The sequence below is a fragment of the Luteibacter sp. UNCMF366Tsu5.1 genome, assembly GCF_900119235.1.
Lineage (GTDB): Bacteria > Pseudomonadota > Gammaproteobacteria > Xanthomonadales > Rhodanobacteraceae > Luteibacter > Luteibacter flocculans.
On record NZ_FPIS01000001.1, the window covers coordinates 1,401,000 to 1,427,274 of the forward strand.

Consider the following 26,275-nt stretch of genomic DNA (forward strand, 5'->3'; position numbering starts at 1 on the left):
GTTGCGCCGCACAATGCGAGCCCCGGCGCCGCGCCTTGCGCAGACTCAATGCGCGCGCAGATCGCGCAGCCGGAAGCCCAGTGCGAACAGCGCCACGAGATAGGCGCCGCCGCCAGCCGCGACCAGCACAGCCAGGCGGCCGACCCGCACCCACTTCTCCACGTCGGTCCACTCCGGCCAGATCCACAGACCACCGAGCAATACCGCGACCATCACGGCGCATGCGACCGCAAGGCGAATCAGGTGCCGTGCCCAGCCCGGCTGGCGAGCGTACACGCCGGCCTTGCCGAGCCAACGCCAGAGGAGCGCCAGGTTGAGGTAACTGGCCAGGGCGCTGGCCATGCCCAGCGCCATGTGCAGACCGGGGATCGCGCTGAGCGCCTGCATCCACGACCCGGCCTTCTGCGCCGGGGTCGCCCAAAGGAAGAACAACAGGGCCAGGAAAGCGACGTTGAAGACCATGTTCGCCACGAGCGAGGCGACACCCGCACGCACCGGCGTGCGGGTGTCCTTGCGTGCGTAGAAGGCCGGCAGCACGACCTTCACAAGCGCAAAAGCCGGCAGGCCAAAGCTCAGTGCGGAGATCGACAGCGACGCCATATGCGTGTCGAACGCGGTGAAGCGGCCATGTTGGAAGATCGTCGCCACCAGCGGCGTGGAAAGAATCATCAGCGCGAACATCGCCGGCACGGCAATCAGCAGGGTCGTGCGCAGGCCCCAGTCCAGCGCGCGGGAAAACGCGTCCTTGTCGGTCGCCACGTGATGGCGCGACAGCGAGGGAAGAATGACCGTGCCCAACGCCACCCCGAACACGCCCAGCGGCAGTTCGAGAAAGCGATCGGCCTGCGACAGCCAGCTCTGCGATCCGGCAATCAGCAGCGAGGCGATCACCGTATCGAAAAGGAGGTTGATCTGCGCTACCGACGAGCCGAACAGGGTAGGCACCATCAGACGCATGATCCGGCGCACGTCCGGCGAACTCCAACCCCAACGCGGCAGGGCCAGCAGGTCCAACTGCCGCAACGCAGGAAGCTGGAAGGCCAGTTGCAGGATACCCGCGACCAGAATCGCCCAACCCATCGCCATGATCGGCGTGTGCAGCCGCGGAGCCAGCCAGAGCGCACCGGCGATCATGCACAGGTTGAGAATCACCGGGGTCAGCGCCGGCAGGCCGAAGCGATGGAAGCTGTTGAGCGCGCCACCACTGAGCGCCGTCAGCGACACGAACAGCAGGAACGGAAAGGTCAGCCGCAGCAGGTCCACCGTGAGCTCGAACTTCTCCGGCGTTTCCACCGCGCCCGGGGAGAACAAGGCCGTGACCTGCGGGGCGAAGACGATACCCAACGCCACCACGACGAGCAGCACGCCGCCGAGGGTGCCGGCCGTGCGCGACATCAGCGCCTTGAGATCCGCGTGCGGACGGGTCTCCTTCACCTCGGTGAACACCGGCACGAAGGCCGTCGAGAACGAGCCCTCGGCGAACAGCCTGCGCATGAAATTCGGTATGCGGAACGCCACCCAGAAGGCGTCGGTGGCGGCGTTGGCGCCGAAGGAGGCGTTGATCGCCATGTCGCGAACCAGGCCGAGAACGCGCGAGACCATGGTCATGCCGCTGAAGCTGAGCATGCCGCGAAGGAGACTGGGGGCTTTCATCCGGTCGAAGCTTTCCTGGAGACGATCGAACGGCCCCAAAGGCCGCCGCAAACCCCTAGTTTGACAGCGGCGCCCGGGCGGAGGACAGTCCATGCCCTGGAGATACCCGGGCAATCGCCCTACCCGCCCCTGGCCACCGTGCCGGCGTGGGCCTAAGCTATTGACGCGCCCCGCCTTTGGCATCAAAATGGGCGTCTTTTTTAAAACCAACCGAACTCTGGAGCTTTACCTTGGCCAACATCAAGTCCGCGAAGAAGCGTGCGCGTCAGTCGGAGCAGCGCCGTCTGCGCAACGTCAGCGCGCGCTCCATGGTGCGTTCCGCACTGAAGAAGGTCGTCAAGGCGATCGACGCCAAGGATAAGGCTGGCGCCGTCAGCGCCTACGCCGTCGCCGTGCCGGTGATGGATCGTTACGCTGCCCGCGGCCTGATCCACAAGAACAAGGCTGCCCGTCACAAGAGCCGCCTGAACGCGAAGATCCGCGACCTGGCGTAACGCCTGCGCGACATCGCTGTTCATAAAAAAGCCGGCGCAAGCCGGCTTTTTTGTGTGTCCATACCGTCAGGCACCACCCTGTGGGAGCCGCCATGGCCGCGAGAAGCCAACGAAGCGGTGTAGCAGCGAGGCAAATTGCCATCGCCAGCAGGCTGGCTTCCACCGGCAAACTTCCCTCGCCGCCATGGCGGCTCTACAAATAGGGCAACGCCCGTTTATTCGCCGCGCATGCGCACGTCGTCGGCCGCCTCGGTACGCTCGCGACGCGCGGCGCGCTCCGCATCGAAGAACTGCTGAACCTTGAGGCAGACGTCCCAGGTGCCGATCTCGCCGGCCGCGGAAACAACGAACCAGGGAGCGGTCCATTCGAGGCGGGCCACGATGTCGTCGACCACCTGCTTCAGCTCGTTTTCGTCATCGATGACGTCGGACTTGTTGATGACCAGCCAGCGGGGCCGCTCGACCAATTCCGTATCGAAAGCCTGCAGTTCGTGCTCGATGGCGCGGACCTGCTCGACCGGATCGGATCCGTCGATCGGGCGGATATCGACCACGTGCAGCAGAAGGCTGGTGCGTGACACGTGCCGCAGGAACTGGATGCCCAGACCCGCGCCGTCGGCCGCCCCCTCGATGATGCCCGGGATGTCGGCGATGACGAAGCTCTGGTCGGTGCCGATGCGCACCACGCCGAGATTCGGATGCAGCGTGGTGAACGGGTAATCCGCCACGCGCGGCGTCGCCGCCGACACCGCACGGATAAAGGTGCTCTTGCCGGCATTGGGAAAGCCCAGCAGACCCACGTCGGCCAGCAGGCGCAGCTCCAGCTTGAGATCGCGGACCTCGCCCGGCGTACCCGGCGTGGACTTGCGCGGCGCGCGGTTCACCGAACTCTTGAAATGGATGTTGCCGAGGCCACCCCGGCCGCCCTGCGCCACCTTGAGGCGCTGACCGTGAGCCGTGAGGTCGCCGATGACTTCATCGGTATCCACATTGGTCACCACTGTACCGACCGGCACGCGGACTTCGATGTCCTCGCCACCCTTGCCGTACATCTGGCTGCCCATGCCACCCTGCCCGCGCGGGGCCTTGAACGCGCGCATGTGACGGAAGTCGACGAGCGTGTTGAGCCCCTCGTCAGCCACCAGCCACACTGACCCGCCATTGCCGCCGTCGCCGCCGTCTGGGCCACCGAACGGGATGAACTTCTCTCGACGGAAGCTGACGCAGCCGTTGCCGCCGTCACCGGCCGAGACTCTGATTTGCGCTTCGTCGACGAATTTCATAGGGGAGTGAACCGTGAAAAGTGAACCGTGAAAAGTGAACCGTGAAGAGTGAAGAGTGAAGAGTGAAGAGTGAATACCTGCTTTTACGGTTCACGGTTCACGCTTTAACGCTTTACGCAAAAAAAAGCCCCGCCTATGGCGGGGCCTTCGCTATCGCGTCGAGCGAGGCTTACGCCTGGACGACGTCGACGAACTTGCGGCCCTTGTCGCCACGGGTCTTGAACGACACGGTGCCGTCGACCAGAGCGAACAGGGTGTGGTCGCGGCCGAGGCCGACGCCCACGCCAGCGTGGAACTTGGTGCCACGCTGACGAACGATGATGTTACCGGCTTCGACAGCCTGGCCACCGTAGATCTTCACACCGAGGTACTTCGGGTTCGAATCGCGGCCGTTACGGCTGGAACCTACGCCTTTTTTATGTGCCATGACTTATATCCTCCGGCGACTCAGGCGTTGATGCCCGTGATCTCGATTTCGGTGTAGTGCTGACGATGTCCCTGCGTGCGCTTGTAGTGCTTGCGACGACGGAACTTGACGATGCGGATCTTATCGGCGCGGCCGTGGGCGCGAACCTTCGCGCTGACGGTGGCACCGGCGACCAGCGGGGCGCCAACGGTGATCGACTCGCCTTCGCCGACGAGCAGAACTTCGTCGAACTGAACGGTGGAGTCGACTTCGGCGTTGAGCAGCTCGACGCGCAGGACTTCGCCTGCCATCACGCGATACTGCTTGCCACCGGTCTTGATGACTGCGTAGCTCATGGTGGTTTCCTGATTATGTAGTTCTTCTTGGGGTCTTGCGGGTGTTGCGAATCGCGAATTATAGCGGGAGCCAAAAGGCAAGGTCAATCAGGTGGTTAAGACACACCTGCGCGTCGGCGAGCAAGCCGCGGACAGCCCCATAAAACCTTGGCTCTCAATAGGTTACGGCAACCCCTGGCACAGTACCCCACACCGAGCGCCTGATCCGGCGCAGGATGACCTGTACGGCAGCCCAGGGGTGCGCGTGGGGCCGACCCCGTGCGCACCCGGGCAGGCTTACTTCTTCTTCGCCGGAGCCGCGGGCGCGGCGGCCGGCGCAGGGGCGGGCTTGGCGGCGCCTGTCGCCGGGCACTGGCCCTGCTGGTTCAGGGTGCCCTGCCCCTGCAGCTGGGCGATCATCTGCTGGCCACGCTCCTGGCCCCACTGCTTGCCGATCTGCATGCCCTCGGCCATGGTCGCCGGCATCTGCGTGATGACCTTCTGGCCCAGCGGCGAGCGGTAGAACTTGAGCAGGCCGTCGATGTCTTCGGCCGTGAAATGCTTCTGATAGACCGGCACCATGCGGCCGATGAGCTGGTTGGTGGCATTGGCGTCCACGAAACCCTGCCAATAGCTCGCCGGTACGCAGGGCAGCGCGTTCTGCATCACGCCCGCCATCTGGCTGTTCATCTGACTGAGCATGCGGCCCATACCCACCGCATCCATCAACTGGCGCACCTGCTGTTCGGTGGGCGGCGCTGCCAGCGCCTGGCCCGCAAAACCCGCCAGCACCAGGCCGGCAGCGATCCCTGTCCACTTACGCATGCGTGTCTTCCTCTTCGGATGAATGGCTTGTCGACCCCTCCCCGGGGCCGGGCCATGGTAGTCGCCATGGGCGCGCGGTGTAAGCCCGCGGGCCGCGGTTCCTACCCCTCATAACAAATGTGATGAACCGTCACAGGTCGACGTCGGATGAAGGCCAAAAACCCTTGGTATAGTCATCGGCTTCCCCCATCTACGTCGGCACATGGACAGCATTCGCATCCGCGGCGCCCGCACGCACAATCTCAAGAACATCGACCTCGACCTGCCCCGTGACAAGCTCATTGTCATTACGGGGCTGTCCGGTTCGGGCAAATCCTCGTTGGCCTTCGACACCATCTATGCCGAAGGCCAGCGTCGCTACGTCGAGTCGCTGTCGGCCTATGCCCGACAGTTCCTCTCGATGATGGAAAAGCCCGACGTGGACACGATCGAAGGCCTCTCGCCGGCCATCTCGATCGAGCAGAAGTCGACATCCCACAACCCCCGCTCCACCGTCGGCACGATCACCGAGGTGTACGACTACCTGCGCCTGCTGTATGCGCGCGTCGGCACCCCGCGCTGCCCGACCCACGGCATCCCGCTGGAGGCGCAGACGGTCAGCCAGATGGTGGACACGGCGCTGGCACTGGACGCCGACAAGCGCTGGATGCTGCTGGCGCCGGTGATCCGCGAGCGCAAGGGCGAGCACGTGCAGGTCTTCGACCAGCTGCGCGCGCAGGGCTTCGTCCGTGCCCGCGTCGATGGCGAGGTCTATGACCTGGATGCCGTACCGCCGCTGACGCTGCGTCAGAAGCACACGATCGAGGCGGTGATCGATCGCTTCCGTCCGCGCGACGACATCAAGCAGCGTCTCGCCGAGTCGTTCGAAACCGCGCTGCGGCTCGGCGACGGCATCGTCATCCTGGTGGACATGGACGATGCCAAGGCGCAGGAGCAACTGTTCTCCTCGCGCTACTCCTGCCCGATGTGCGACTACTCGCTGCCGGAGTTGGAACCGCGCCTGTTCTCGTTCAACTCCCCGGTCGGCGCCTGCCCGACCTGCGACGGCCTGGGCATCACCCAGGTATTCGATCCAGCGCGTGTCGTGGGTCATCCCGAACTCAGCCTGGCCGGCGGCGCCATCCGCGGCTGGGACCGGCGCAATCCGTACTACTACCAGATGGTGCTTTCGCTGGCGAAGCACTACGGCTTCGATCCGGAAACGCCGTGGCGCCAGTTGCCCAAGTCGGTGCAGAACGCCGTGCTCAACGGTTCCGGCCGTGAACTGATCCCGTTCCGCTACATCACCGATCGCGGCGGCAAGGTCACGCGCGAGCACAAGTTCGAAGGCATCATTCCGAATCTCGAGCGTCGCTACCGTGACACCGAATCGGCGGCCGTGCGCGAGGAACTCGCCCGCTACATCGCCGACCACCCGTGCCCGGACTGCGAAGGACAACGCCTCAATCCTTCCGCGCGCAATGTGTTCGTCGCCGATCGCGCCATTCCCGAACTGACCTCGCTCGCCATCGACAATGCCCTCGCGTTCTTCGAGAAATTGAAGCTCCCGGGCTGGCGTGGCGAAATCGCCGTGAAGATCGTGAAGGAGATCCGCGAGCGCCTCACGTTCTTGAACGACGTGGGCCTCAACTACCTCACGCTCGATCGCCAGGCGGACTCCCTCTCCGGCGGCGAAGCGCAACGCATCCGTCTGGCCAGCCAGATCGGTGCCGGCCTCGTCGGCGTGATGTACGTGCTCGACGAGCCGTCGATCGGCCTGCACCAGCGCGACAACGAGCGCCTGCTCGGCACGCTCACGCGCCTGCGCGACCTCGGCAATACGGTGATCGTGGTGGAACACGACGAGGATGCCATCCGCGCCGCCGATCACATCCTGGACATCGGCCCCGGTGCCGGCGTGCACGGCGGTGCCATCGTCGCCGAAGGCACGCTCGACCAGGTACTCGCCTCGCCCCGCTCGGTCACCGCGAAGTACCTGAGCGGCGAGCGCGGCATCGCGGTACCCGAGAAGCGCCGCGAAGCCCGCGACGACCAGTGGATCGAACTGAAGGGTGCCAGCGGTAACAACCTCAAGGACGTGGACGTCAGTATTCCTGTCGGCGTGTTCACCTGCGTGACCGGCGTGTCCGGCTCGGGCAAGTCCACGCTCATCAACGACACGTTCTATCGCCTCGCCGCCATGCAACTCAACGGTGCAGGCGAGCAGCCGGCACCGTACGAATCCATCGAAGGCCTCGAGCTGTTCGACAAGGTGGTCGACATCGACCAGTCGCCGATCGGTCGTACGCCGCGCTCCAATCCCGCGACGTATACGGGGCTGTTCACGCCGCTGCGCGAGCTTTACTCGCAGGTGCCGGAAGCGCGCCAGCGCGGCTATACGCCCGGTCGTTTCAGCTTCAATGTGCGCGGCGGACGCTGCGAAGCCTGCGAAGGCGACGGCATGATCAAGGTGGAGATGCACTTCCTCCCCGACGTCTACGTTCCGTGCGACGTGTGCCACGGCAAGCGCTACAACCGCGAAACGCTGGAAGTGCTGTACAAGGGCCACACCATCGCCGACGTGCTCGACATGACCGTGGAGGACGCGTTCAAGCTGTTCGAGAACGTGCCGGTGATCGCGCGCAAGCTGGAAACGCTGCGCGCAGTGGGACTCGACTACATCAAGCTCGGCCAGAGTGCCACGACGCTCTCCGGTGGCGAGGCGCAGCGCGTGAAGCTGTCGAAGGAACTGTCCAAGCGCGATACGGGCAGCACGCTCTACATCCTCGACGAACCGACCACGGGCCTGCACTTCCACGACATCGAGCAACTGCTCGACGTGCTGCATCAGCTCGTCGACCACGGCAATACGGTGGTGGTGATCGAGCACAACCTCGACGTCATCAAGACGGCCGACTGGCTGATCGACCTCGGTCCGGAAGGCGGTGCCGGCGGCGGACGCATTCTCGTCAGTGGCACGCCGGAGAAAGTGGCTGCCACGTCCGCCTCGCACACGGGCCGCTTCCTGCTGCCGCACTTGAAACCCGTCAAGGCCACGAAAGCGGCGAAGCCCGCCGCCAAGTCCGCGGCCAAGCCGGCCGCGCGCCGCGCCAGCAAGGCCACGACCACGAAATCCGCCGCCAAGCCGGCGCCTTCCGCGAAAAAGAAAAAGACCGCATGACGACCGAAGCCTCGATCACGCCCGCACCTGTTCCGCTCTTCATCACGCCCATGGATGTGCGCTGGCAGGATCTCGACGCATACAACCACGTCAACAATGCCAACTACCTCGTGTTCCTACAGGAAGCGCGACTGAAGTGGCTGAAGGACATTCCCGGTGACTGGTACAGCCCATCCGCCGCGCCGGTCATGGCACACAGCGAACTCAACTACCGCCTGCCGATCGAATGGCCGGCGGACATCCAGATCGAGTTGTTCGTCAATCGGATGGGTACCAGCTCCATGACCATCGGCCACCGCATCGTCGACTCGCAGGACGCCACGCGCATCCATTGCGACGGCAGCATCACCATGGTCTGGATCGACACGAAGAGCGGCCGCCCTGTGCCGCTGCCGCAAGCGATTCGCGACGCTGTGGCGGACGCCACGCGCGCCTGATCCGCCCCATCGCCGACAAGTCGACTCCCACCAGGCATCGGCACCTCGGGTTTCGGCAGACGTCCTGCCGGCTCGTGGGGAGCCGAACCATGGATTGGTGGGAACCGACCCGTCGGCGATAAACCTCGCAGAAGATCGCGAACGTTCACGTCTCCCCGGTATGATCCGCGAGGGTCTACATGGAGAGCATCATGCTGCAACGTTCCCTCGCTCTGGCGATCGCCTGCGCCGTCGCCCTGCCCGCCTTCGCGGCCGATGAGCGCACCGCGCTCACGCTGTACCGCGCCAACAGCGATCAACTGTTCTCCACGGGCGGCGACGCCGTTTCCAGCGACGGCTACGCCATCGTCCACGAGCGCCGGACCTTCGACCTCAAGGGAGGCACGCAAGATCTCAGCATCGACGGCCTGCCGGCCGCGCTCGACAGCGAAGCCTTGTCGTTGCGCTTTCCCGGCAAGGATGCTCGCGTCGCCTCGCAGCGGCTGCTGCTTGGACAGGGATTTGACGGCGCCGTCGCCGGACTGATCGGTCGCAACGTCAGCGTCATCGGCGAGAGCGGGCAACCCATCGCCAGCGGCACGCTCGTTCGCGGCGGCGACGCGCTCGTCGTCCGCGATGCCAGCGGTCAGGCCACACTGGTGCGCCAGTACGCAGCGCTCAAGGCCGCGGACACCTCCGACTTCGCCCGCGGTTCGACGCTGCAGGTGCGCGTGGTCGGCAGCAACGCGGGCCGCGCGAACGCGCAACTCGACTACCCCACCTCCGGCCTTGGCTGGCGCGGTGCCTATGTCGCCACGCTTGCGCCGGGCAACGCCTGTCGCATGACCTTCGACGCTGCGGCGAGCATCGCCAACCGCAGCGGGCGCGACTGGAAGGACGTGTCACTCAAGCTCGTCGCCGGTGATGCGCGACGCGCGAAGGCGCCGCCGCAGGCGCCTCGGGCTCGCATGTTCAAGGGCGTCGCTGCCATGGATGTCGAAGCTGCGTCGTCCAATCCCCTGCCTTCCACGCTGGGCGACCTGCGCACCTACACCCTTCCCACCGCCGTCGATCTGCCCGATGGCAGCGTGACGCAAACCCCGCTCTACGATCGCCAGACGCTCGACTGCGAGCGCGAGGCGGTCTACGAAACGGGCGGCAGCTGGTTCCCACCGCAGCCCAACCTTGATCGCCAGATGAGTGGGCCGCCCGACGGTACGCCGATCGTCTCAAACCTGCGCTTCAAGGCCTTCGATGCCCTTCCCGCGGGCTATGTGCGCGTGCTCACCACGGATCGCGACGGCAATGCCGAGCTGCTGGGCGAAGGCCACATCGACGATACGCCGAAGAACAAGGACACCAACGTGTCCCTGGGCAACGCCTTCGACCTGACGGCGACCCGGGAGCAGACGGCGTTTACGGCGGATGCCAACGCACATCGTATCGACGAAGCCTTCCGCATCGTGCTGTCGAATGCCGGCGATGCGGCCCGCACGATCACCGTCCGCGAGCACCCGAATCGCTGGCGCGCATGGACGGTCACCTCGTCGTCCGTGAAGCCGACGAAGGTCTCGCCGGAACGCCTGGAATTCAAGGTCGACGTGCCCGCGCATGGCAGTGCCATCCTGGACTACGCCGTGCGCTATACCTGGGTCGACGCCGATCTTCCCAAGTAACGTGAACCGGTGAGGGCGCCGCACCATGCGTGGCGCCCTTACCGATCCTCTCTTCCATCGGAACCACGCCCATGCTCGACATCCTTCCGCACGACGGCGGCATCCACGAAATCCGCATGGCGCGGCCTCCGGTCAACGCGCTCACCATCGACCTCGTTCGCGCCCTGCGTGAAGCCATCACCGAAGCGCCCGCCAACGGCGCGCGCGGCATCGTGGTCTCGGGTGCGCAGGGCATGTTCTCCGCGGGCGTGGACGTACCCGCCCTGCTCCAATGCGATCGCGCAGGCGTGGAAGCGTTCTGGAACGAGTTCTTCGCGCTGTGCGGCGCCATCGCCGTGTCGAGCGTGCCGACAGTCGCCGCCATCACCGGGCACAGCCCCGCGGGCGGCGCAGTGATCTCGTTGTTCTTCGACTATCGCGTGATGGCGCACGGCGTCTACAAGATCGGCCTCAACGAGGTGCAGGTCGGCATGTCGGTGCCCGATCCGATCCAGTTCGCCATGCGCCGCATCGTCGGTGCTTACCGCGCGGAGCGGCTGATCGTCGCCGGCGCCATGGTCGATGCGGAGCAGGCGCACGCCATCGGGCTGGTGGACGAACTGGCCACCGTCGAGCAGGTCGTGACGCGTGCCGTGCTCTGGCTCAACGATCTGCTGAAACTTCCGCCGAACGCCATGCTGCGCACGCGCGCCATGGCGCGTGCCGATCTCGTGTCGGTATGGGGTGACACCACGAATCTTCTCGATCCCCGCTTCATCGACGATTTCTTCGCCGACGAAACCCAGTCCGTACTCCACGCGCTCGTCGCGCGGTTGAAGTCACGCTAAATAAAGGTTCATCGCGCATTACCGGGGAAGGTTTTTCTCGCTGTTGCTGTTGACGACCCGCTTCGTGGGTTTGGCTCGCCTTTTGGCCTCGCATCGGCGCCTGTGCCGCTGCGGGAAGCCAGCACCCGTCCCCCTCGCCGCGAAGGCTTATGTCGTTCCTTGCGGAAGGAGAGCCGCTTCGCGGCTCCATGTCATATGGCTTGCGCCGCAGCGGACCCGGGCGTCCGGGCGGGGGGAACGGGCGCTGGCATCGGACGGTGGGGTTGCGTGATGTTCTTAGGGCTGGCGCTGTGGATTGCTTCGGCGATCGTTCGCGTGGAGTCGCCGGATGCTTCTGCCTTCGCAGCACGACGGTGAGATGGCGCAGCGCTGCGGCTCTCCCAACACGTGACCTCAGTCATCGTGGGAGTCTTCGGTGTCCCCCTCGATGCGAGTTTCCGCACAAGAGAGCGGCCGAAGGCCACTAGGTACATGGGCCGCGCCAGCGGCCATCCTTTCCGAACGCGGAGGACCTGTCTGAGCAGCGAGGGGGACACCGAAGGCTCTGGCCTCGTCGCATGAGCTAACGGGAGCTCCAGCCGCTGCACACATGCCGTCACGCGGCGGAGGAATCGACGTATGCAGACAGCGCCCCGCACTTCTGCGAAGAACCTAAATAAAGCGTGGCATGACGGTCCCGACGCGTGCGTCGGGACCGCGAGATCACGACATGCCCGCGATGCCTTGCGCCGCGTGCATGCGCGCTTCGCCGAGATCGTCAGCGCCCACGCCACCAAGCGCGTACACCGGCAACGACGCGGCCTCCGCCAGACGGGCAAAACGCGGCCAGCCCAGTGGCTCGTGGCCCGATGCACTCCCGGCCAACACCGGCGACAACGTGGCGAAATCGCACCCAAGACGAACCGCATGGGCCAGATCGTCGGCATCGTGGCAGGACGCCGCTACCAGCGTGCCCAGCGGCAACGGCCGTTCCGTCCATCCACGAAGCTGCGACGAATCCAGATGCACGCCCACGCTCAACGCTTCCGCGCCTTCGACATCGCCATAAAGCAGCACGTGTGCGCCGTGTCGGCGTACCTCCGCCAGCGCACCGGCGACGACGCTGCGGACGACGTCGTCGGGATGGCCAGGCAGATGTACCTGCATGAGGCGCTCGCCGCGTGCCAGCGCTTCCGCGATCCACTCGCTTACCCGATCCGGGGGGGCTCCCGCGGGAGAGACCAGGTAATGCAGCGGTAGACGCAGCGCAGCGAGAATCGGCCGGTCGGCGGGCGCCAGCATGGTCGGATCGATGGATGCGGGATCGCGCCATGCGATGGCCGCGGCATCCAGTGCTTTCGGCTCGCCGGTCCACGCACGTACGACCATCGCCTCCAGCAACATCGCGCGTTCGCCGTAGCGCCATGGGATGCGGATCAACGCTTCGAACGTATGCGGATCGACCGCGATACCGAGCTCCTCGTCGAGCTCCCGCTCCAGCGCCGACATGGCGGATTCGCCCGACTCCAGCTTGCCACCCGGAAACTCCCACAGGCCCGCCAGGTGCTTGCCCGGCGGACGCTGTGCAATGAGTACCCTGCCGTTGCCGTCGACGAGGACGCCGGCAACCACGTGCATCAAACGTTCCTGACGTATTCGACCATGTCGAATGCGTGCTTATGCTCCGCGTCCACGCCATGGTGCACGCGGGACACCTCGGTCCATTCCTTGAAGTCGATGCCGGGGAAGAACACGTCGGCGCCATCCACGGCCGCATAGACCCACGTGAGGTACAGCGTGCGCGCGTACGGAAGCGCTTCGCGGAAGACCTCGCCGCCGCCGATCACCATCAGTCCAGTGTGCCCGCAGCTCGCCTGGGCTTCCTGGATCGAGCGAACGGTCACCTGGCCGGGAAACGGCGCCTCGCCCTTCCGAGTCAGCACGTAGTTCTTGCGATCCGGCAACGGCTTGCCGATCGATTCAGCGGTTTTGCGCCCCATCAGAACGGCGCGATCGAGGGTGAGTTTCTTGAAGTACTTCAGGTCGTCGGGGAGATGCCAGGGCAGCCCGCCCTGCTTGCCGATGGCAAAGTTTTCGTCGAGCGCGGCAACCAGGTGAACGGCCATGGAACTTCCTTAGCGGGTGAGTTGAAACGATCGGGCAGCGTGGCCCTGCGCTGCGGATAGTAGCCTCATGCGCGCGCGGTGGAAAATCGCAGGTTCCCACGAAACCCCGCCAGACGAAGACGGGCGCCCTCCTTCCGGAAGGCGCCCGTGCCGATGGATCAACATGCGGTAGCGAATGGTCTAGCCGTGATCCTCGTTATCGTGTTCCTGCTGCGGCGACTCCGGCGATTTAGGCTTCTTCTCCACTCGATCCTTGGCGGACTGGTCGTATTCGCGAGGGTTGTGGGTCGGTACGTCGTCTTTGCTCATGGGCGTCTCCTCATGCGATGGATCTCCACGTTGCCATCGTGCCGGTGGACGCCATCGCCCGCCAAAGTGAAGCCAGCCACACAAATGTGAAAACAGGAATGGTTTTTCCTGTTGATCCAGGTTGCACGCGCCGTTCATGCCGGCGATGCGACACCTTGGTTTCCCAGGCGCGTCGCGCCCAAGCCACGGAGCCACACCCCATGAACCGCATGCCCCGCCGTCTTCTCGCCGCGGCTCTCGCCACCGCCGTCATCCTTCCCGGCGCCGCCTTCGCTCAGGATGCCGCCTCCGCCTCCAGCGGGCATGCAGCGGCCGACGCCGCCTTCGTGAAGCAAGCCAGCGCCGCAGGCCTTGCCGAAGTCGCTCTGGGACAGCTCGGCGCATCGCAGGGCAACTCGGCGGATGTGAAGCAGTTCGGCCAGCAGATGGTTACCGACCACACCAAGGCCAACGACGAACTCAAGTCCATCGCCAGCGGCAAGAACCTGACCGTCGCGTCCGCGCCGATGCCCGCCGACGAAAAGGCGGCCGCTGCGCTCGGCAAAAAGTCGGGCGACGCGTTCGACCAGGCCTTCGCCAAAAAGATGGTCGCCGACCACCAGAAGGCGGTCGCGCTGTTCACGAAGGAATCCACCAGCGGCAAGGACCCGGAACTCAAGGCCTTTGCGACGAAGACACTGCCGACGCTCAAGGACCACCTCGAGATGGCGAAGAAGCTGCCCGGAGCCGCGGCTAGCAGCAAGTAAGCTCGCCTAGACGTCAGCGAAAAAAATCCACGGTCACGACAGCCGTCACGGGGACGACGTCGTGGCCGTGGATGGCCGTAGGCCGAAACGCGGATCAGACCATTCGGCGCAGCGTATTGTCGCGACGAATGAAGTGATGCCAGAGCGACGCAAGAATGTGGGCGCCGATCACCCAATAGAAGAGTTCCCCTAGCGTCTCATGTACCTCGCCAACGGCTTCCCGTGCCGCCGGGTCAGGGGCCACGATCGACGGAAGCGACCAACCGCTCCATGGCAGGGTCACGAGCTCGCCCGCATAGTTGACCTGAAGGATGCCGAGCACCGGCTGCACGAGCAGGAACGCATACAACGCCAGATGCGTTATCTGGGCAACCACCTTCGTCACCTTGCCGGCCGCTGGCACGATAGGCGGAACCGCACCCGTGAGCCGCGCAAGCATGCGCGGAATCAGCAGGGCCAGCACCGCGAGTCCTGCCAGGTAATGCCATCGCATCGTCGCCGATGCACCCTCGCTGTCGTCGCTCAGATCCACGAACACATAGGCCGCCACGATGGCGACCACGGTCAGCCAGTGCGTCCAACGGGAAAGCGATCCGTATCGATCGGAGCGATGCATGGGGTGGTCCATGGTCGTTGGGGTGTGGAATCGCGGCATAGGACGTGTATGCCCTGCCGCTTAAACGTCCACACGCAGCTTTACCCCTCATCCCCACCGGATGCTTGATCTGGATCAAGCCGCCCTCGCAGCCGGACTGTCGGTTCGGCAGACGCTCAGGTCAATCCGTACCGCTTGATCTTGTACCAGAGCGCACGCTCGCTGATCTTGAGCAAGCGGGCGGCGGCGGCCTTATTGCCGCCGGCCTGAAGCAGCGCCTCATGGATGAGATGGCGCTCGAGCTCGTCCACATGCGGGCGCAAGGCCAGGGAGTCGGGAGCGCGCGACGCCGGCTTCGGGGCGGCGCCAGATTCCTTGGCAACGGCGGGCAGCGGGCCAAGCCCCGTGGGCAGGTGCGCGACGGTAATCAGATCGCCGCGGCACAGCACCATGGCGCGCTCGATGAGGTTTTCCAGCTCGCGGACGTTCCCCGGCCATGCATAACCTTCCAGGATCGCCATGGCATCGGGCGAAATCCGCGGCGGCGTCCGACTGAGTTCGACCGAATACTTGTGCACGAAATACTCGACGAGCAGCGGAATATCGCCTTGCCTGTCCCGCAGCAAGGGCACGTCGACGCGAACCACGTTGAGCCGGAAATAGAGGTCGCGCCGCAGCAGGCCCGCATCCACCGACTGCTGCGGGTCGCGATTGGTGGCCGCGACGACGCGCAGGTCCACCGGCGTGACGGCGTTGCCGCCCACTTTTTCGATGACGCCTTCCTGCAACACGCGAAGCAACTTTGCCTGGAGACCGATCGGCATTTCCGTGATCTCGTCGAGGAACAGCGTGCCGCCGCTCGCCAACTCGCACTTGCCGACACGGTCGCGCAAGGCGCCCGTAAATGCACCCTTCACGTGACCGAACAATTCGCTTTCGAGCAGTTCGGCGGGAATTGCTGCGCAATTGATCGGCACGAAGAGGCCGTTGCGTCCTGACGCCACGTGAAGCGCACGCGCCACCAGTTCCTTGCCGGTGCCGGTTTCGCCAACGATGAAGACACTACTGCGCGTCGGCGCCACTTGCTTGAGCAGGTCGTAGAGGTCCTGCATGGGCTTGCTCGTGCCCACGAAGTCGCCCCACCCACGGGACATCTCTTCCTTCAGGAAGCGATTCTCCCGCTGCACGACCTGCATCGTCAGCGCACGGCTCACCGCCATTTCGATGGTTTCCATCTCGAACGGACGGATGATGTAATCGGCCGCACCGATTTTCATCGCGGCCACGGCGGTTTCTATCGTGCCGTAGGCCGTCATCACGATCACCGGGATGTCGTTGTCCGCCTCCCGCAGGGCGCGCAGCAGCCCTATGCCATCGAGCCGGGGCATACGCAGATCCGTCAGCACCAGATCGAACGACCCGGTGTCGAGCATGGCCAGTGCCTCCTGGCCGTCACCCGCCTGCTCCACGTCGTGCCCCATGGATCTCAGGGAGAGTTCCAGGATGCGACGCATCTTCGCTTCGTTGTCCACCACCAGGATACGTTTCGCTGTCATGTCTCGGGTTCTTGATGGGGGAAACGCAGGTTGAAGGATGCGCCGCCCCAGGCGCTTTCGCCCACGGAAAGCGTGCCGCCATGCGCATGGACGATCTGCTGCACGATGGTGAGACCCAGGCCCACGCCCCCTTCCCGACGACTGAAGAAGGGATCGAAGATCCGTTGGCGCAGTTCAGGCGGCACGCCGGGGCCGTCGTCGGCGACGCTGACCCACAATGCATCTTCGTCGCTGTGCGTACTTACGCGGATATGCCCACCCTCGCCCACGAAGGACAAGGCGTTGAGGATGAGGTTCAGGAAAACCTGCATCATCTGCTCCCTGTCGCAGCGGAGCACGATGTCGCCGCCGTCGGACTGCCGCGACAAGGAGACACCCGCGCGCTCGGCACGCGATTCGAGCAGACCGATAACGCTGTCGACGATCTCCAGCAGATCGTGCGACATGAAGTCCGGCGGATTAGGCCGGGCGCATTCCAGCAGCAGAGTCACCAGACGGTTCAGTCGCTCGGTCTCGCTGAAGATGAATCCGATCAGCTCGCGCTGCCTGTCGTCGAGGTCCGCCTGCCTCTGCAGCAACTGAGCGGCGCTGCGCAGGATGCCCATGGGTGTGCGCACCTCGTGCGCCATGATCGCTGCCATCTCGCCCACGACAGCCAGCTTGCCCGCGCGGACGATTTGCTCTCGCGACTGCTCGAGTGCCTGGATCATTTCCATATAGGCGCGATGCAGTTCGTCGACTTCGGCAGTCGCGCGCGACGGCATGGCCGGAAGCGAAGACTCCCCCTGGCGAAAGCCCCGCGTGAACGCGGTCAACGCGACGATGGGGGACGCGATGCGATCGGCGACGCGCGACGAAATCCACAGCCCCGTCAGAAGGACCACCAGCAGCACGCCGAGCATGGCCCAGAGCAGGGTCCAGATAGGCCCGAAGGAGACCGAGGTCGGCTCGATCATGAGGACATGCCAGCCCAGGCCCTCGAAAGGCGGCGAGCCGCTGGACGTCGCGGCACCGACGAGCAGGTCGCCATGCCCCAGCGCGGCGCCGTCCTGGATGTACGAAGCCGACCCTGCCCGCGGCAGCCGCCAACCTTCCAGGTGCAGCCGGGACAGTTCCGTTCGGTGGCGCAGATCGTCGGAGGCGCCTAGCACCCGACCGTCGCTCCCTGCCAACACGAGGCTGCGCGTGCCATGGTTGACCGCATTGTCGAGCAGGTCCTGCACGGCGCGCCAGTCGAGGAACGCGTAGAGGTAGCCAATCGTGCCTTCGCCGAAGGCGTTGGCGATGGGACTGCGCAGAACGATGGCGCTCGTGGCACCGGATCGGGAGGCCAACGCCAGCGAGATCGTATCGAGACCCTGGCCGGGCACGGTACGCCACTCCGAAAGGCGCGGCGCTTCGCTACCGATGTACGAGGGATCGCTCGCGGCGACGACGTGCCCCTGGGCATCGGTGCACAGCAGCACGTCGTAGACGGTGTCCTGTCCAGCGCGCAGGTTCGCCAGAAAGTTCGACAGCCGCTTGTCGACGTCTTTCACCCGGATGTCCTGCATCACCTCGAGTCCCCGCCACACGCGCATGTTCTCGACATGGGCAAAGAGAAAGGTATCGATGCGCTGCATCATGGCCGTGGCGCCGAAGCGGAGGTTGCCGGCGATTTCAGACTGCAGAGCGCTGCGGAACTGAAAGAACGACAGCGCGCCGACCACGATCATCGTGCCGAGCATGGTCCATAAAAGGAGCCGGAATAGAGCCGATCGAGTCGTCAAGGCAGGTCAGCTTTGCGGATGCCGCCATCAGTGTCGCAGAATCGGGCGCGGCCTATGCCATCCTTCACCTCCACGCGTTTCGTCCCCGGAAAGGTATCTCCCATGAGCCGGTACCCACGTCGTGCCCTGGGTCTGGGCGTGATCGCTCTCCTGGCGTCCCTTTGCGGCGCGTCACCGTCGTTCGCGGCGGATCCCGTGGACGAACACGCCTGGCAGCCCGCCCCCTACACCCTGGGCCAAGGGCTCTACTTCCCGGCGCTCGGACTCCGGATCGGCGGATACGCCGACGTCCACTACTTCGACCTGGACGGCTCACGCAGCGAGTCGAGCCTTCGCGACGTGAGCCTCTTCGTCACCAAGGACATCGGTAGCCGCTGGCAGCTCTTCACCGAACTGGCGATGTCGCGCACGGTCAACGTGGCCGGCGCGAGCAACGATGGCGGCGACGCCGAAGTGGACGTGGAACGGCTGTATGCCGATTTTCACGCCAGCCCCGCCGTCACGTTCCGTTTCGGCAAGTTCCTGACGCCGATCGGCGAATGGAACCTGGTACACGCCGATCCCTTGACCTGGACGGTCTCCCGTCCGCTATCCACCTCGGCAGCGTTCGCCCGCCACGCCACGGGCGCCATGGCGTTCGGTACGGTCAACGTCCAGGGCCGCGATCTCGACTACTGGGTGTTCGCCGACGACAGCCAGAACCTGGGGCTGGGCCAGGACGCCGACGATGCGTTTACCGACTACACCGGCGACCGCAGCCCTCGAAACAACTTTCGCCACGCGGTTGGCGGCCGCGTGCTGTATCACTTGGCGGGCGACAGCATCAACGTGGGCGCGTCGTTCGTCAGCTACCAGCTGGAGCAGCCGCGTCACGATTACCAACTGGCCGGCGTCGATTTCACCTGGACCACGCGGTATGTGGAACTGACGGGCGAGGCGATCTACCGCTCGGGCCCGTCCCAGCTTTCCGACGAGCGCGGAGGCTTCATCGAGGCCGGCATTCCGATCGCCCCACGGCTTTACCTCATCGGCCGCGTGGAGCGATATCACACCTCGATCCCTGAAACGACCACGACCGTCCGTACCGCGGGCATCAATTACCGGCCCATTCCCGGACTCGTGCTGAAGGTCGAACACCGCAACGGGCGCGGCGGCGATATCGTGCCCGCGGGCTGGCTGGCGTCCGTGTCGGTGCTGTTCTGAGCCATGCGAACCGGCAGACGCGTCGCGCTATGCTTCCTGGGCCTCCTGGCCGCGGGACAACAGGCATGGGCGGCGCAGGTGCAGATCGCCGTCATAACGGCACCCGCTGAACCGCATCTTTCGTTCGATCGCGACACCCTGCGCAACGTCTATCTCAAGCGCATCTTCGTGGACGCCGAAGGCACCAAGCTCACGCCGGTGAACCTTCCGCCGGGCACCCCTGTGCGCGACGCCTTCTCGCGCGCGGTCGTACGCATGTCGGACGAACGGATGCAGGATTACTGGGACAAGCAATACTTCCAGGGCGTCAGTCCGCCTTACGTCCTGGGTTCGGACGAGGCCGTGGTCAGGTTCGTCGCGACCACGCCCGGCGCCGTCGGCTACGTCGCGTCGTGTCATGTCGATGCAAGCGTCCACATCGTGATGCTGCTGCCGTGGACGGGCGCGACGCCGACCTGCCCGTAACAGGCTGCGGCCTGATCGATCCGACATTTCTTGCAGACATTTCCTGCGCACTGCAACGGATGCAGCCCCCGATATTGCCGTAATTGTTTCGTTATATCCCGCGTTATCAATGGGATACGCCGCTGGCACGGTTCTCGCTCCATGAGGGTCAATCCCCCCATCGCGAGCGATGCCCATGTCCGACTCCCTGTCGCCCTCCCCGTCCGACCCCTGCGTACTGGACACGGTCGAGCCACTGCTCGCCGAGCTTCGCAGTCCGGTACGGGTGAACGTCCTGCATGCGCAGCATCCTGACCGCCCCTCGGCCGAGACCTTCGTCAAGCACGTGTTCGCACGCCGCTACGGTGCCGACGTGCGGAGCTTTCATCCGACCCTGCTGAGCTTCCACGAACAAGCGAATCATCGTGCGGTCGTCGGCTTTCGCGGCGGTCACGACGGCGAACTGTTTTCGGAGCAATACCTGCCCGACACGGCACCGCGGATGATCGCGGATCGCCTGGGCGTGCAGATCGAACGCGACGAACTCGTCGAAGTTGGCCATCTCGCGCTCGAGCATCCGGGCGATGCGCGCTGGGTCATCGCCGCGGCGACGCAGCACCTGCACGCGCGCGGTTACCGCTGGGTGCTTTTCACGGCAACGAGGGCACTGGTCAACGCCTTCCAGCGGCTAGGGCTTCATCCGATCGAGCTGGCGACCGCGCGTGCCTCCCGCCTCGCCGACGGCGGTCAGCACTGGGGCGATTACTACCGCACCAAGCCCGTCGTCTGCGCGGGCAACATCGAATCCGGCCACCGAAAGCTGCATCGGCACGTCGGCCCGACGCAGCCGTGGCTTCGCGCGCTGCTACGTGAAAGCCGCGAAACCGCCGCGTCCGGCGTCTTCATGCGCGCCTCGACGTGCGGGGTGGAGTGATGCGAAACGTCTTGAAGCAGATGGCGCGACATGCGCTCACCCAGCCCGAAACGATCGCGCTGGCGGATGACGACACCACGCTGACCTACCGCGATCTCAGCCGTGCCATCAGCGACCTGGGTGCCCAAATCGCGGCCGAGCGCGTCGCCGTCATGATGGACAACGGCGTGGCGTGGGCCGTAGTGGATCTCACCATTGCCGCGTGCGGCGCGGTCTCGATACCCGTGCCCGCGTTCTTCAGCGACGCGCAGATCGAGCATCTGCTCTCGGACGCGGCACCGGATCTGCTCATCAGCGATCGTCCGACGCCGCCGGCAGTGCTGTCGCGCACACGCTACCGCAAGACGATCAGCGTCGCCGGAACGGAACTGCATCTTCTCGCCCTGGAGCCAGGACACCCCAGGACGCTACCGTCCGACACAGGCAAGATCACCTACACCTCAGGCACCACCGGCCAGCCGAAGGGTGTGTGCATCTCCTATGCGGCGATGGATCGTGTCACCGAGTCCCTGGCGGACGCGGCGTCCGCGCAAGCGGGCGATCGCAGCCTCACCGTACTACCGTTGTCGACGTTGCTTGCAAACATCGGCGGTATCTACGTGCCGCTCAGCCGCGGCGCGACCGCCCTGCTCCCCGGCATGGGGCGCTGCGGGTTCAGTGGATCGAGCGCGGTGCAACCGCAAGCGTTCCTCGGCGCGTTTCACCGCTTCGCGCCGACGGCAACCATTCTCGTTCCGCAGTTGCTGAAGCTTCTCGTCGAATGTGTCCAGGGCGGCAATCCCCTTCCACCCACGCTACGTTTCGTCGCCGTCGGCGGCGCGCCGTGTTCCGCACCGCTGATCCTTCGCACGAAAGCGCTGGGCATACCGGTATTCGAGGGATACGGCTTGTCGGAAGCCACGTCGGTCATAAGCATGAACCGACCCGGTCGCGAACGACCGGGCAGCGTCGGCGTACCTCTGCCTCACGCAAAGGTACGCATTGCGGACGACGGCGAGATCATCGTCTCCGGCGCGCTCTTCGGCGGCTATCTCGGACAGTACGGACCGCCCATCGACGCTTGGCATACCGGGGATACCGGCTGGCTCGATGCCGACGGCTTTCTTTACGTCAGCGGCCGTAAGAAGACGGCGTTCGCCACGGCGTTCGGACGCAACGTGTCTCCGGAGTGGGTCGAGAGCGAACTGGTCGCGACCCGTGCCGTTCTCCAGGCGGCCGTGTTCGGAGAAGGACGCGACTACAACGTTGCCGTGATCGTGCCGGCACCCGGCGTCTCTCCCGACCAGATCGACGACGCCATCGAGACCGCCAATGCGCGGCTTCCCGACTACGCCCGCGTCCGCTCCTGGTGCGCGGCGGCGGCCCCCTTCAGTCCCCGCGACGGACTCGCCAGACCCAGCGGCGCGCTGGACAGGCAAGCCATCGCCACCCGTTACGCCACTCCGCTCGAAGCCCTTTACGAAAGAGAAGCTCCGCATGTCCACTCATGATCGTCTTGTGCGCGAAACCGAAGCGAGCCGACAGGCATTCCTGTCCATTCCCATCATCCAGCGCGCGCTCGGCGGCGACGTCAACCGGAACGAATACACGGCCTTCCTGAGTCAGGCCTATCAGCACGTACGACAGACCGTCCCGCTCATGATGGGCATGGGCTACCACCTGCCCGAACGCCTTCGTTGGATGCTGCCCGCCGTGGCCGAATACATCGAGGAAGAGATCGGCCATGACGAGTGGATCCTCGACGACCTGCAGGCATGTGGCGAAGACCCGGAAGCGGTCCGCCGTGCGCCTCCTCTGCGCTCCACCGAGTTGATGATCGCCTACGCCCACGACGGCATAGCGCGAGGCAATCCGGTGTCCTTCCTCGGCATGGTCTTCGTTCTCGAAGGCGTCAGCGTGGCGCTTGCCACGCGTGCCGCTGCCACGCTGCAAGTGGCGCTCGGACTGCCGAAGTCCGCGTTCCGCTATCTGGCGTCGCACGGCGCTCTCGATGTCGATCACGTGGGTTTCTATGAAAGCCTCGTCGACCGGTTGGATACCGAAGAGGACCGCCAGGTCCTCATTCACGCCGCGAACCGCTTCTACGCGCTGTATGGCGACATCTTCCGCGAGCTGGACCACCGCCCTTCCGAAGGAGACACCCCATGACCCTTTTCCGTTCGCTGACGGCCACATTCGCCTGGGCGTGTCTGGCGCTCGTTCCTTCGCTTTCTCATGCCGACGATGTGGATGCCGCCATCAAGACCCTCAGCCAGGATTGGTCGCGCGTCACTTACACCCTGCCCAAGGCACAGCAGGACGACGCGTATGACGCGCTCGAATCGCGTGGTGCGGCCTTGATCGCGCAGTACCCTCAGCGTGCCGAACCGCGCGTCTGGCAAGCCATCATTCTGTCGACGCATGCCGGCGAACACGGCGGGCTGGGCGCGCTCGGCATGGCGAAACATGCACGCGACCTGTTGCAGGAGGCCGAGAAGATCCAGCCGGACGTCCTGCACGGCTCCATCTACACCACGCTGGGCAGCCTCTATTACCAGGTACCCGGCTGGCCGGTGGGTTTCGGCGACAAGGACAAGGCCCGGACCCTGCTGCAAAAGGCATTGCAGATCGATCCCGACGGCATCGATCCCAACTACTTCTACGCCGACTTCCTCTACAAGACGGGCGACAAGGCAGGCGCCATGGAGCACTTGAAGAAAGCTCTCGCGGCGGCACCTCGGCCCGACCGGGAGCTGGCCGACAAGGGCCGCCGGGCGCAGGTGCAGAAGCTGATCGACACCATCGGCGCGGAGAAATGACGATGAGCCTCGATCTCCGCTCCAAACGCATTCTTCTCACGGGTGCCGCCGGCGGCATCGGCCGCGAACTCGCCGAAGCACTCGCCGCAAAAGGCGCAAGACTGGGGTTGCTCGGTCGCACCGATGCGTCAGTGGCGAGCCTCGACCATCTCGTGGCGACACAGCGCCTGGATGCCATTGTCATCCAGGCGGACCTGACCGATGCAGCCGCGCGCAGAGCCGCCGTGTGGCGCATGGTCCAGGCCTACGGCGGCCTGGACATCCTCATCAATCTGGCGGGCGTGCTCGACTTCCGTTTCTTCGACGAAGCCGACGCGAGCGCCATTACGCGGGCACTGCAGGTCAACGTCGAAGCACCGATGCAGATGGCTCGCGAGGTGCTTCCGGCGATGCTGGGACGCGGCTCGGGTCGCATCGTCAACGTGGGCTCCACGTTTGGAAGCATCGGTTATCCGGGTTTCGCCGCGTACTCCGCCAGCAAGTTTGCATTGCGCGGGTTTTCGCAGGCACTTCGCCGGGAACTGCACGGCACGGGCGTCGGCGTCACCTACGTCGCCCCACGCGCCGTCCGCACGGCGTTCAATCCTCCGGCTGTACACCTCATGGCCGAGCGCAGGCTCATGCACATGGACGAACCGTCATGGGTCGCGGCGCGCATCGTGCGCGCCATCGAGAACGAGCGGAACGAAGCCTACCTCGGCTTTCCCGAAAGCCTGTTCGCCCGCCTCAACGGCGTCCTTCCGTCGCTGGTCGATGGCGCGCTGAAGAAGGCACTTCCTGGGCTCACCCGCTACGCGAGGGGCATACCTTGAGCACCCCGCACGTCCCCATTCGTCATGGGATCTACCGCATTCTCGTCTGTCGCCCGAACCATCGGCTGGGCAACACGTTATTGCTGACACCTCTCATCACGGAACTGCAGACGCTGTATCCGGGAGCGGAGATCGACATCGTGAGCGAAGGCGACATTGCTCACGACGTGTTCAAGGAGTGGTTCAACGTGAAGCAGGTGTTCTGCCTGCCCCGCCGCGGGTTCAAGCATCCGCTGGCTTTCCTGCGGATGCTCTCCCGGGTCAGGCGCACCCGGTACGATCTCGTCGTCGACCCCAACGTGGGCTCCGGTTTCGCCAGGACGCTGACACGGCTATCGCGTGGACGGTACAAGCTCGGGTTCAGCGACACGCCGACGAAAGCGCTCACGCATGCGGCGCCACGGGAGCTTGCAGGTCGGCACATGGCGCTCCGCCCCATCCATCTGCTGCGCTGGGCCTTCGGCGCGCCCGCCTCCTACCGCTATCCGCCTTTAGCCGTCCATCTGAACGAGGAGGAGCGCGCCGAGGGACGCAATGTCGTCGCCGCGCTTGCCGCCGCCCAGCGCACCAAAGGAGAGAACGGCCTGCGCATCGGCATCTTCGGCAACGCGACGGGTGCCAAGCGCTACACGACGGACTGGTGGGCGGATTTCATGGCGACGCTGTGTGAAGCCCATCCCACCGCGTCGATCATCGAGGTGATCCCCGCTCACGGGCAATCCATGCTGCGCGAGAAATGGCCCGGCTACTACTCGTCGGACATCCGTCGCATGGCGGCTGTGCTGGCGGGCCTGGACCTGTTCATCACCGCCGACTGCGGCGTCATGCACCTGGGCGCGGCAGCGGGCGTGACGACCATTGGGCTTTTTCGCGTCACCGCCATGGCCGTCTACGCGCCCTACGGCGGGCACAACGCCGGCGTCAACACCGGCGATTGCTCCGGCGGCGAGACCGCGCGACACGTGCTCGGCATGATTGCCACCACGCTCGGCTACCGCCGATGCGGCTGACGTCCCTAAACCGCGACGTCCGCCTTGATGGCAGGGTGCGGCGTGTAACCGGATAGTTCGAAATCGTCGATGCGGTAATCGTCGATGCTCGCCGCGTTGCCGACGAGTTTCAGTGTCGGCAACGCGCGTGGCTCGCGGGTCAGCTGCAATCGCGCCTGGTCGAGGTGGTTGAGGTAGAGGTGGACATCGCCCCCGACCCAAACGAATTCGCCGAGTTCCAGTTGCGCCTGCTGTGCCACCATCAGCATCAACGCCACGGCCCCTACCCAGTTGAACGGCGCGCCCAGCAGCAGATCGCAACTGCGCTGGTACATCATCAAGCTCAGCTTGCCGTCGGTGCTGACGTGGAACTGGTAGACCATGTGGCATGGCGGGAGGGCCATGCTGGAAATGTCCGCCACGTTCCAGGCGTGGAAAAGCATGCGCCGGCTGTACGGATTGTTGCGCAGCGTCTCGATCAGTGCCTGGATCTGGTCGTGCACGACGCCATCGGCGCCTTGCCAGCGACGCCATTGTTTCCCGTAGACCGGACCGAGATCGCCCCAGGTTTCCGCGAAGCGTTCGTCGTCAAGGATGCGCTGCTCGAACGCCTCCTGCGAGAGCTCTTCCCCGGTTTCACGACGAAATCTGGCGAGCGGCCAATCCGTCCAGATCCTTACGCCCTCTTTCAGCAGCGGGCGGATATTCGTCTGCCCACTGAGAAACCAGAGCATCTCCTTGACCGCCAGCTTCCAGTGCACTTTTTTCGTCGTGAGCACGGGAAACTCGCCGCGGCTCACGTCGAAACGCGCGAACGCACCGAACACGGAGAGCGTGCCCACTCCGGTCCTGTCGATGCGCCTGTCGCCCTGTTCCAGGACGCGCGACATGAGATCAAGGTACTGGAACTCGGGATGGCGCATGGCAGAAGACCTGGCGG

At 65.0% G+C, this 26,275-nt stretch carries 26 protein-coding genes; 14 read left to right on the forward strand and 12 right to left on the reverse strand.

The genetic code is table 11. The annotated features are described in order from the left end of the window. Positions 1 to 45: 45 nt before the first annotated feature. Positions 46 to 1,653 (reverse strand): murein biosynthesis integral membrane protein MurJ, encoded by a 1,608-nt coding sequence (gene murJ / locus BT115_RS06225; protein WP_072321608.1) that lies wholly within the window; start codon positions 1,651 to 1,653, stop codon positions 46 to 48. A 230-nt stretch (positions 1,654 to 1,883) separates the two neighbouring features. On the opposite strand from murJ, the gene rpsT reads away from it, so the two are divergent. After that, a complete protein-coding gene (gene rpsT / locus BT115_RS06230; protein ID WP_072321609.1) occupies positions 1,884 to 2,147 on the forward strand; it encodes a 30S ribosomal protein S20 in 264 nt (87 codons plus the stop codon). Between the two features lie 215 nt (positions 2,148 to 2,362). Here the strand turns inward: rpsT and cgtA are convergent, their stop codons facing one another. From cgtA to BT115_RS06250, 4 genes are all read right to left on the reverse strand, one after another. Beyond that, complete coding sequence (cgtA, locus tag BT115_RS06235) at positions 2,363 to 3,430, reverse strand: Obg family GTPase CgtA (protein ID WP_072321610.1); 1,068 nt, start codon at positions 3,428 to 3,430, stop codon at positions 2,363 to 2,365. A gap of 169 nt (positions 3,431 to 3,599) precedes the next feature. Continuing rightward, positions 3,600 to 3,857 carry a 50S ribosomal protein L27 gene (gene rpmA / locus BT115_RS06240; protein ID WP_072321611.1) on the reverse strand — a complete coding sequence of 86 codons (258 nt, stop codon included), beginning with the start codon at positions 3,855 to 3,857 and terminating at the stop codon, positions 3,600 to 3,602. Positions 3,858 to 3,877: 20 nt separating this feature from the next. Continuing rightward, positions 3,878 to 4,192 (reverse strand): 50S ribosomal protein L21, encoded by a 315-nt coding sequence (gene rplU, locus BT115_RS06245; RefSeq protein ID WP_072321612.1) that lies wholly within the window; start codon positions 4,190 to 4,192, stop codon positions 3,878 to 3,880. 276 nt (positions 4,193 to 4,468) lie between these two features. Further along, complete coding sequence (locus BT115_RS06250) at positions 4,469 to 4,996, reverse strand: DUF2059 domain-containing protein (protein WP_072321613.1); 528 nt, start codon at positions 4,994 to 4,996, stop codon at positions 4,469 to 4,471. Positions 4,997 to 5,198: 202 nt separating this feature from the next. Between BT115_RS06250 and uvrA the strand changes: the two genes are divergently transcribed. The 4 genes from uvrA to BT115_RS06270 all read left to right on the forward strand — a co-directional run bounded on the left by uvrA (position 5,199) and on the right by BT115_RS06270 (position 11,075). After that, on the forward strand, positions 5,199 to 8,156 hold the full coding sequence (gene uvrA, locus BT115_RS06255; RefSeq protein WP_072321614.1) for an excinuclease ABC subunit UvrA: 2,958 nt from the start codon (positions 5,199 to 5,201) through the stop codon (positions 8,154 to 8,156). Next, positions 8,153 to 8,593, forward strand: coding sequence for an acyl-CoA thioesterase (locus BT115_RS06260; protein ID WP_072321615.1), 441 nt, complete (start codon positions 8,153 to 8,155; stop codon positions 8,591 to 8,593). Before uvrA ends, BT115_RS06260 begins: the two co-directional genes overlap by 4 nt. 191 nt (positions 8,594 to 8,784) lie before the next feature. Further along, complete coding sequence (locus BT115_RS06265; protein WP_072321616.1) at positions 8,785 to 10,248, forward strand: DUF4139 domain-containing protein; 1,464 nt, start codon at positions 8,785 to 8,787, stop codon at positions 10,246 to 10,248. Positions 10,249 to 10,319: 71 nt separating this feature from the next. Continuing rightward, positions 10,320 to 11,075, forward strand: coding sequence for an enoyl-CoA hydratase/isomerase family protein (locus BT115_RS06270; protein WP_072321617.1), 756 nt, complete (start codon positions 10,320 to 10,322; stop codon positions 11,073 to 11,075). A gap of 702 nt (positions 11,076 to 11,777) precedes the next feature. Here BT115_RS06270 and BT115_RS06275 read toward each other — a convergent pair. The 3 genes from BT115_RS06275 to BT115_RS18875 all read right to left on the reverse strand — a co-directional run bounded on the left by BT115_RS06275 (position 11,778) and on the right by BT115_RS18875 (position 13,489). Next, positions 11,778 to 12,692 carry a Nudix family hydrolase gene (locus BT115_RS06275; protein WP_072321618.1) on the reverse strand — a complete coding sequence of 305 codons (915 nt, stop codon included), beginning with the start codon at positions 12,690 to 12,692 and terminating at the stop codon, positions 11,778 to 11,780. Further along, on the reverse strand, positions 12,692 to 13,180 hold the full coding sequence (locus tag BT115_RS06280) for a dihydrofolate reductase (protein WP_072321619.1): 489 nt from the start codon (positions 13,178 to 13,180) through the stop codon (positions 12,692 to 12,694). Before BT115_RS06280 ends, BT115_RS06275 begins: the two co-directional genes overlap by 1 nt. Positions 13,181 to 13,360: 180 nt before the next feature. Continuing rightward, positions 13,361 to 13,489: a hypothetical protein gene (locus BT115_RS18875; protein ID WP_255369358.1), complete on the reverse strand. Its 129-nt coding sequence runs from the start codon at positions 13,487 to 13,489 to the stop codon at positions 13,361 to 13,363. A 200-nt stretch (positions 13,490 to 13,689) separates the two neighbouring features. On the opposite strand from BT115_RS18875, the gene BT115_RS06285 reads away from it, so the two are divergent. Then, positions 13,690 to 14,235 carry a DUF4142 domain-containing protein gene (locus BT115_RS06285; RefSeq protein ID WP_177257384.1) on the forward strand — a complete coding sequence of 182 codons (546 nt, stop codon included), beginning with the start codon at positions 13,690 to 13,692 and terminating at the stop codon, positions 14,233 to 14,235. A 94-nt stretch (positions 14,236 to 14,329) separates the two neighbouring features. Here BT115_RS06285 and BT115_RS06290 read toward each other — a convergent pair whose 3' ends face one another. The 3 genes from BT115_RS06290 to BT115_RS06300 form a co-directional block, all read right to left on the reverse strand. Further along, positions 14,330 to 14,851, reverse strand: coding sequence for a cytochrome b (locus BT115_RS06290; protein ID WP_083527330.1), 522 nt, complete (start codon positions 14,849 to 14,851; stop codon positions 14,330 to 14,332). Between the two features lie 155 nt (positions 14,852 to 15,006). After that, positions 15,007 to 16,386 (reverse strand): sigma-54-dependent transcriptional regulator, encoded by a 1,380-nt coding sequence (locus BT115_RS06295; RefSeq protein ID WP_072321621.1) that lies wholly within the window; start codon positions 16,384 to 16,386, stop codon positions 15,007 to 15,009. Then, positions 16,383 to 18,113: a sensor histidine kinase gene (locus tag BT115_RS06300; RefSeq protein ID WP_072321622.1), complete on the reverse strand. Its 1,731-nt coding sequence runs from the start codon at positions 18,111 to 18,113 to the stop codon at positions 16,383 to 16,385. The genes BT115_RS06295 and BT115_RS06300 overlap by 4 nt, the downstream gene beginning before the upstream one ends. A 144-nt stretch (positions 18,114 to 18,257) precedes the next feature. Between BT115_RS06300 and BT115_RS06305 the strand changes: the two genes are divergently transcribed. The 8 genes from BT115_RS06305 (at position 18,258) to BT115_RS06340 (ending at position 25,356) form a co-directional block, all read left to right on the forward strand. After that, a complete protein-coding gene (locus BT115_RS06305) occupies positions 18,258 to 19,358 on the forward strand; it encodes a hypothetical protein (RefSeq protein ID WP_072321623.1) in 1,101 nt (366 codons plus the stop codon). A 3-nt stretch (positions 19,359 to 19,361) separates the two neighbouring features. Then, positions 19,362 to 19,823, forward strand: a complete 462-nt coding sequence (locus BT115_RS06310) for a hypothetical protein (RefSeq protein ID WP_083527331.1) — start codon at positions 19,362 to 19,364, stop codon at positions 19,821 to 19,823. Positions 19,824 to 19,998: 175 nt separating this feature from the next. Then, on the forward strand, positions 19,999 to 20,736 hold the full coding sequence (locus tag BT115_RS06315; RefSeq protein ID WP_177257385.1) for a thermostable hemolysin: 738 nt from the start codon (positions 19,999 to 20,001) through the stop codon (positions 20,734 to 20,736). Beyond that, positions 20,736 to 22,226 carry an AMP-binding protein gene (locus tag BT115_RS06320; RefSeq protein ID WP_072321625.1) on the forward strand — a complete coding sequence of 497 codons (1,491 nt, stop codon included), beginning with the start codon at positions 20,736 to 20,738 and terminating at the stop codon, positions 22,224 to 22,226. Before BT115_RS06315 ends, BT115_RS06320 begins: the two co-directional genes overlap by 1 nt. Then, positions 22,213 to 22,884 (forward strand): TenA family transcriptional regulator, encoded by a 672-nt coding sequence (locus BT115_RS06325; protein ID WP_072321626.1) that lies wholly within the window; start codon positions 22,213 to 22,215, stop codon positions 22,882 to 22,884. The genes BT115_RS06320 and BT115_RS06325 overlap by 14 nt, the downstream gene beginning before the upstream one ends. Then, complete coding sequence (locus BT115_RS06330; RefSeq protein ID WP_072321627.1) at positions 22,881 to 23,534, forward strand: tetratricopeptide repeat protein; 654 nt, start codon at positions 22,881 to 22,883, stop codon at positions 23,532 to 23,534. The genes BT115_RS06325 and BT115_RS06330 overlap by 4 nt, the downstream gene beginning before the upstream one ends. Before the next feature lie 2 nt (positions 23,535 to 23,536). Further along, entirely contained in the window at positions 23,537 to 24,346 is an 810-nt protein-coding gene (locus BT115_RS06335) for an SDR family oxidoreductase (RefSeq protein WP_072321628.1), read from the forward strand. Between the two features lie 140 nt (positions 24,347 to 24,486). Continuing rightward, positions 24,487 to 25,356: a glycosyltransferase family 9 protein gene (locus BT115_RS06340; RefSeq protein WP_143144471.1), complete on the forward strand. Its 870-nt coding sequence runs from the start codon at positions 24,487 to 24,489 to the stop codon at positions 25,354 to 25,356. 5 nt (positions 25,357 to 25,361) lie between these two features. On the opposite strand, the gene thyA is transcribed toward BT115_RS06340, so the two are convergent. After that, the gene (gene thyA / locus BT115_RS06345; protein WP_072321630.1) at positions 25,362 to 26,258 is read right to left on the reverse strand and encodes a thymidylate synthase; all 897 of its coding nucleotides are present in this window, start codon (positions 26,256 to 26,258) and stop codon (positions 25,362 to 25,364) included. Positions 26,259 to 26,275: the final 17 nt, after the last annotated feature.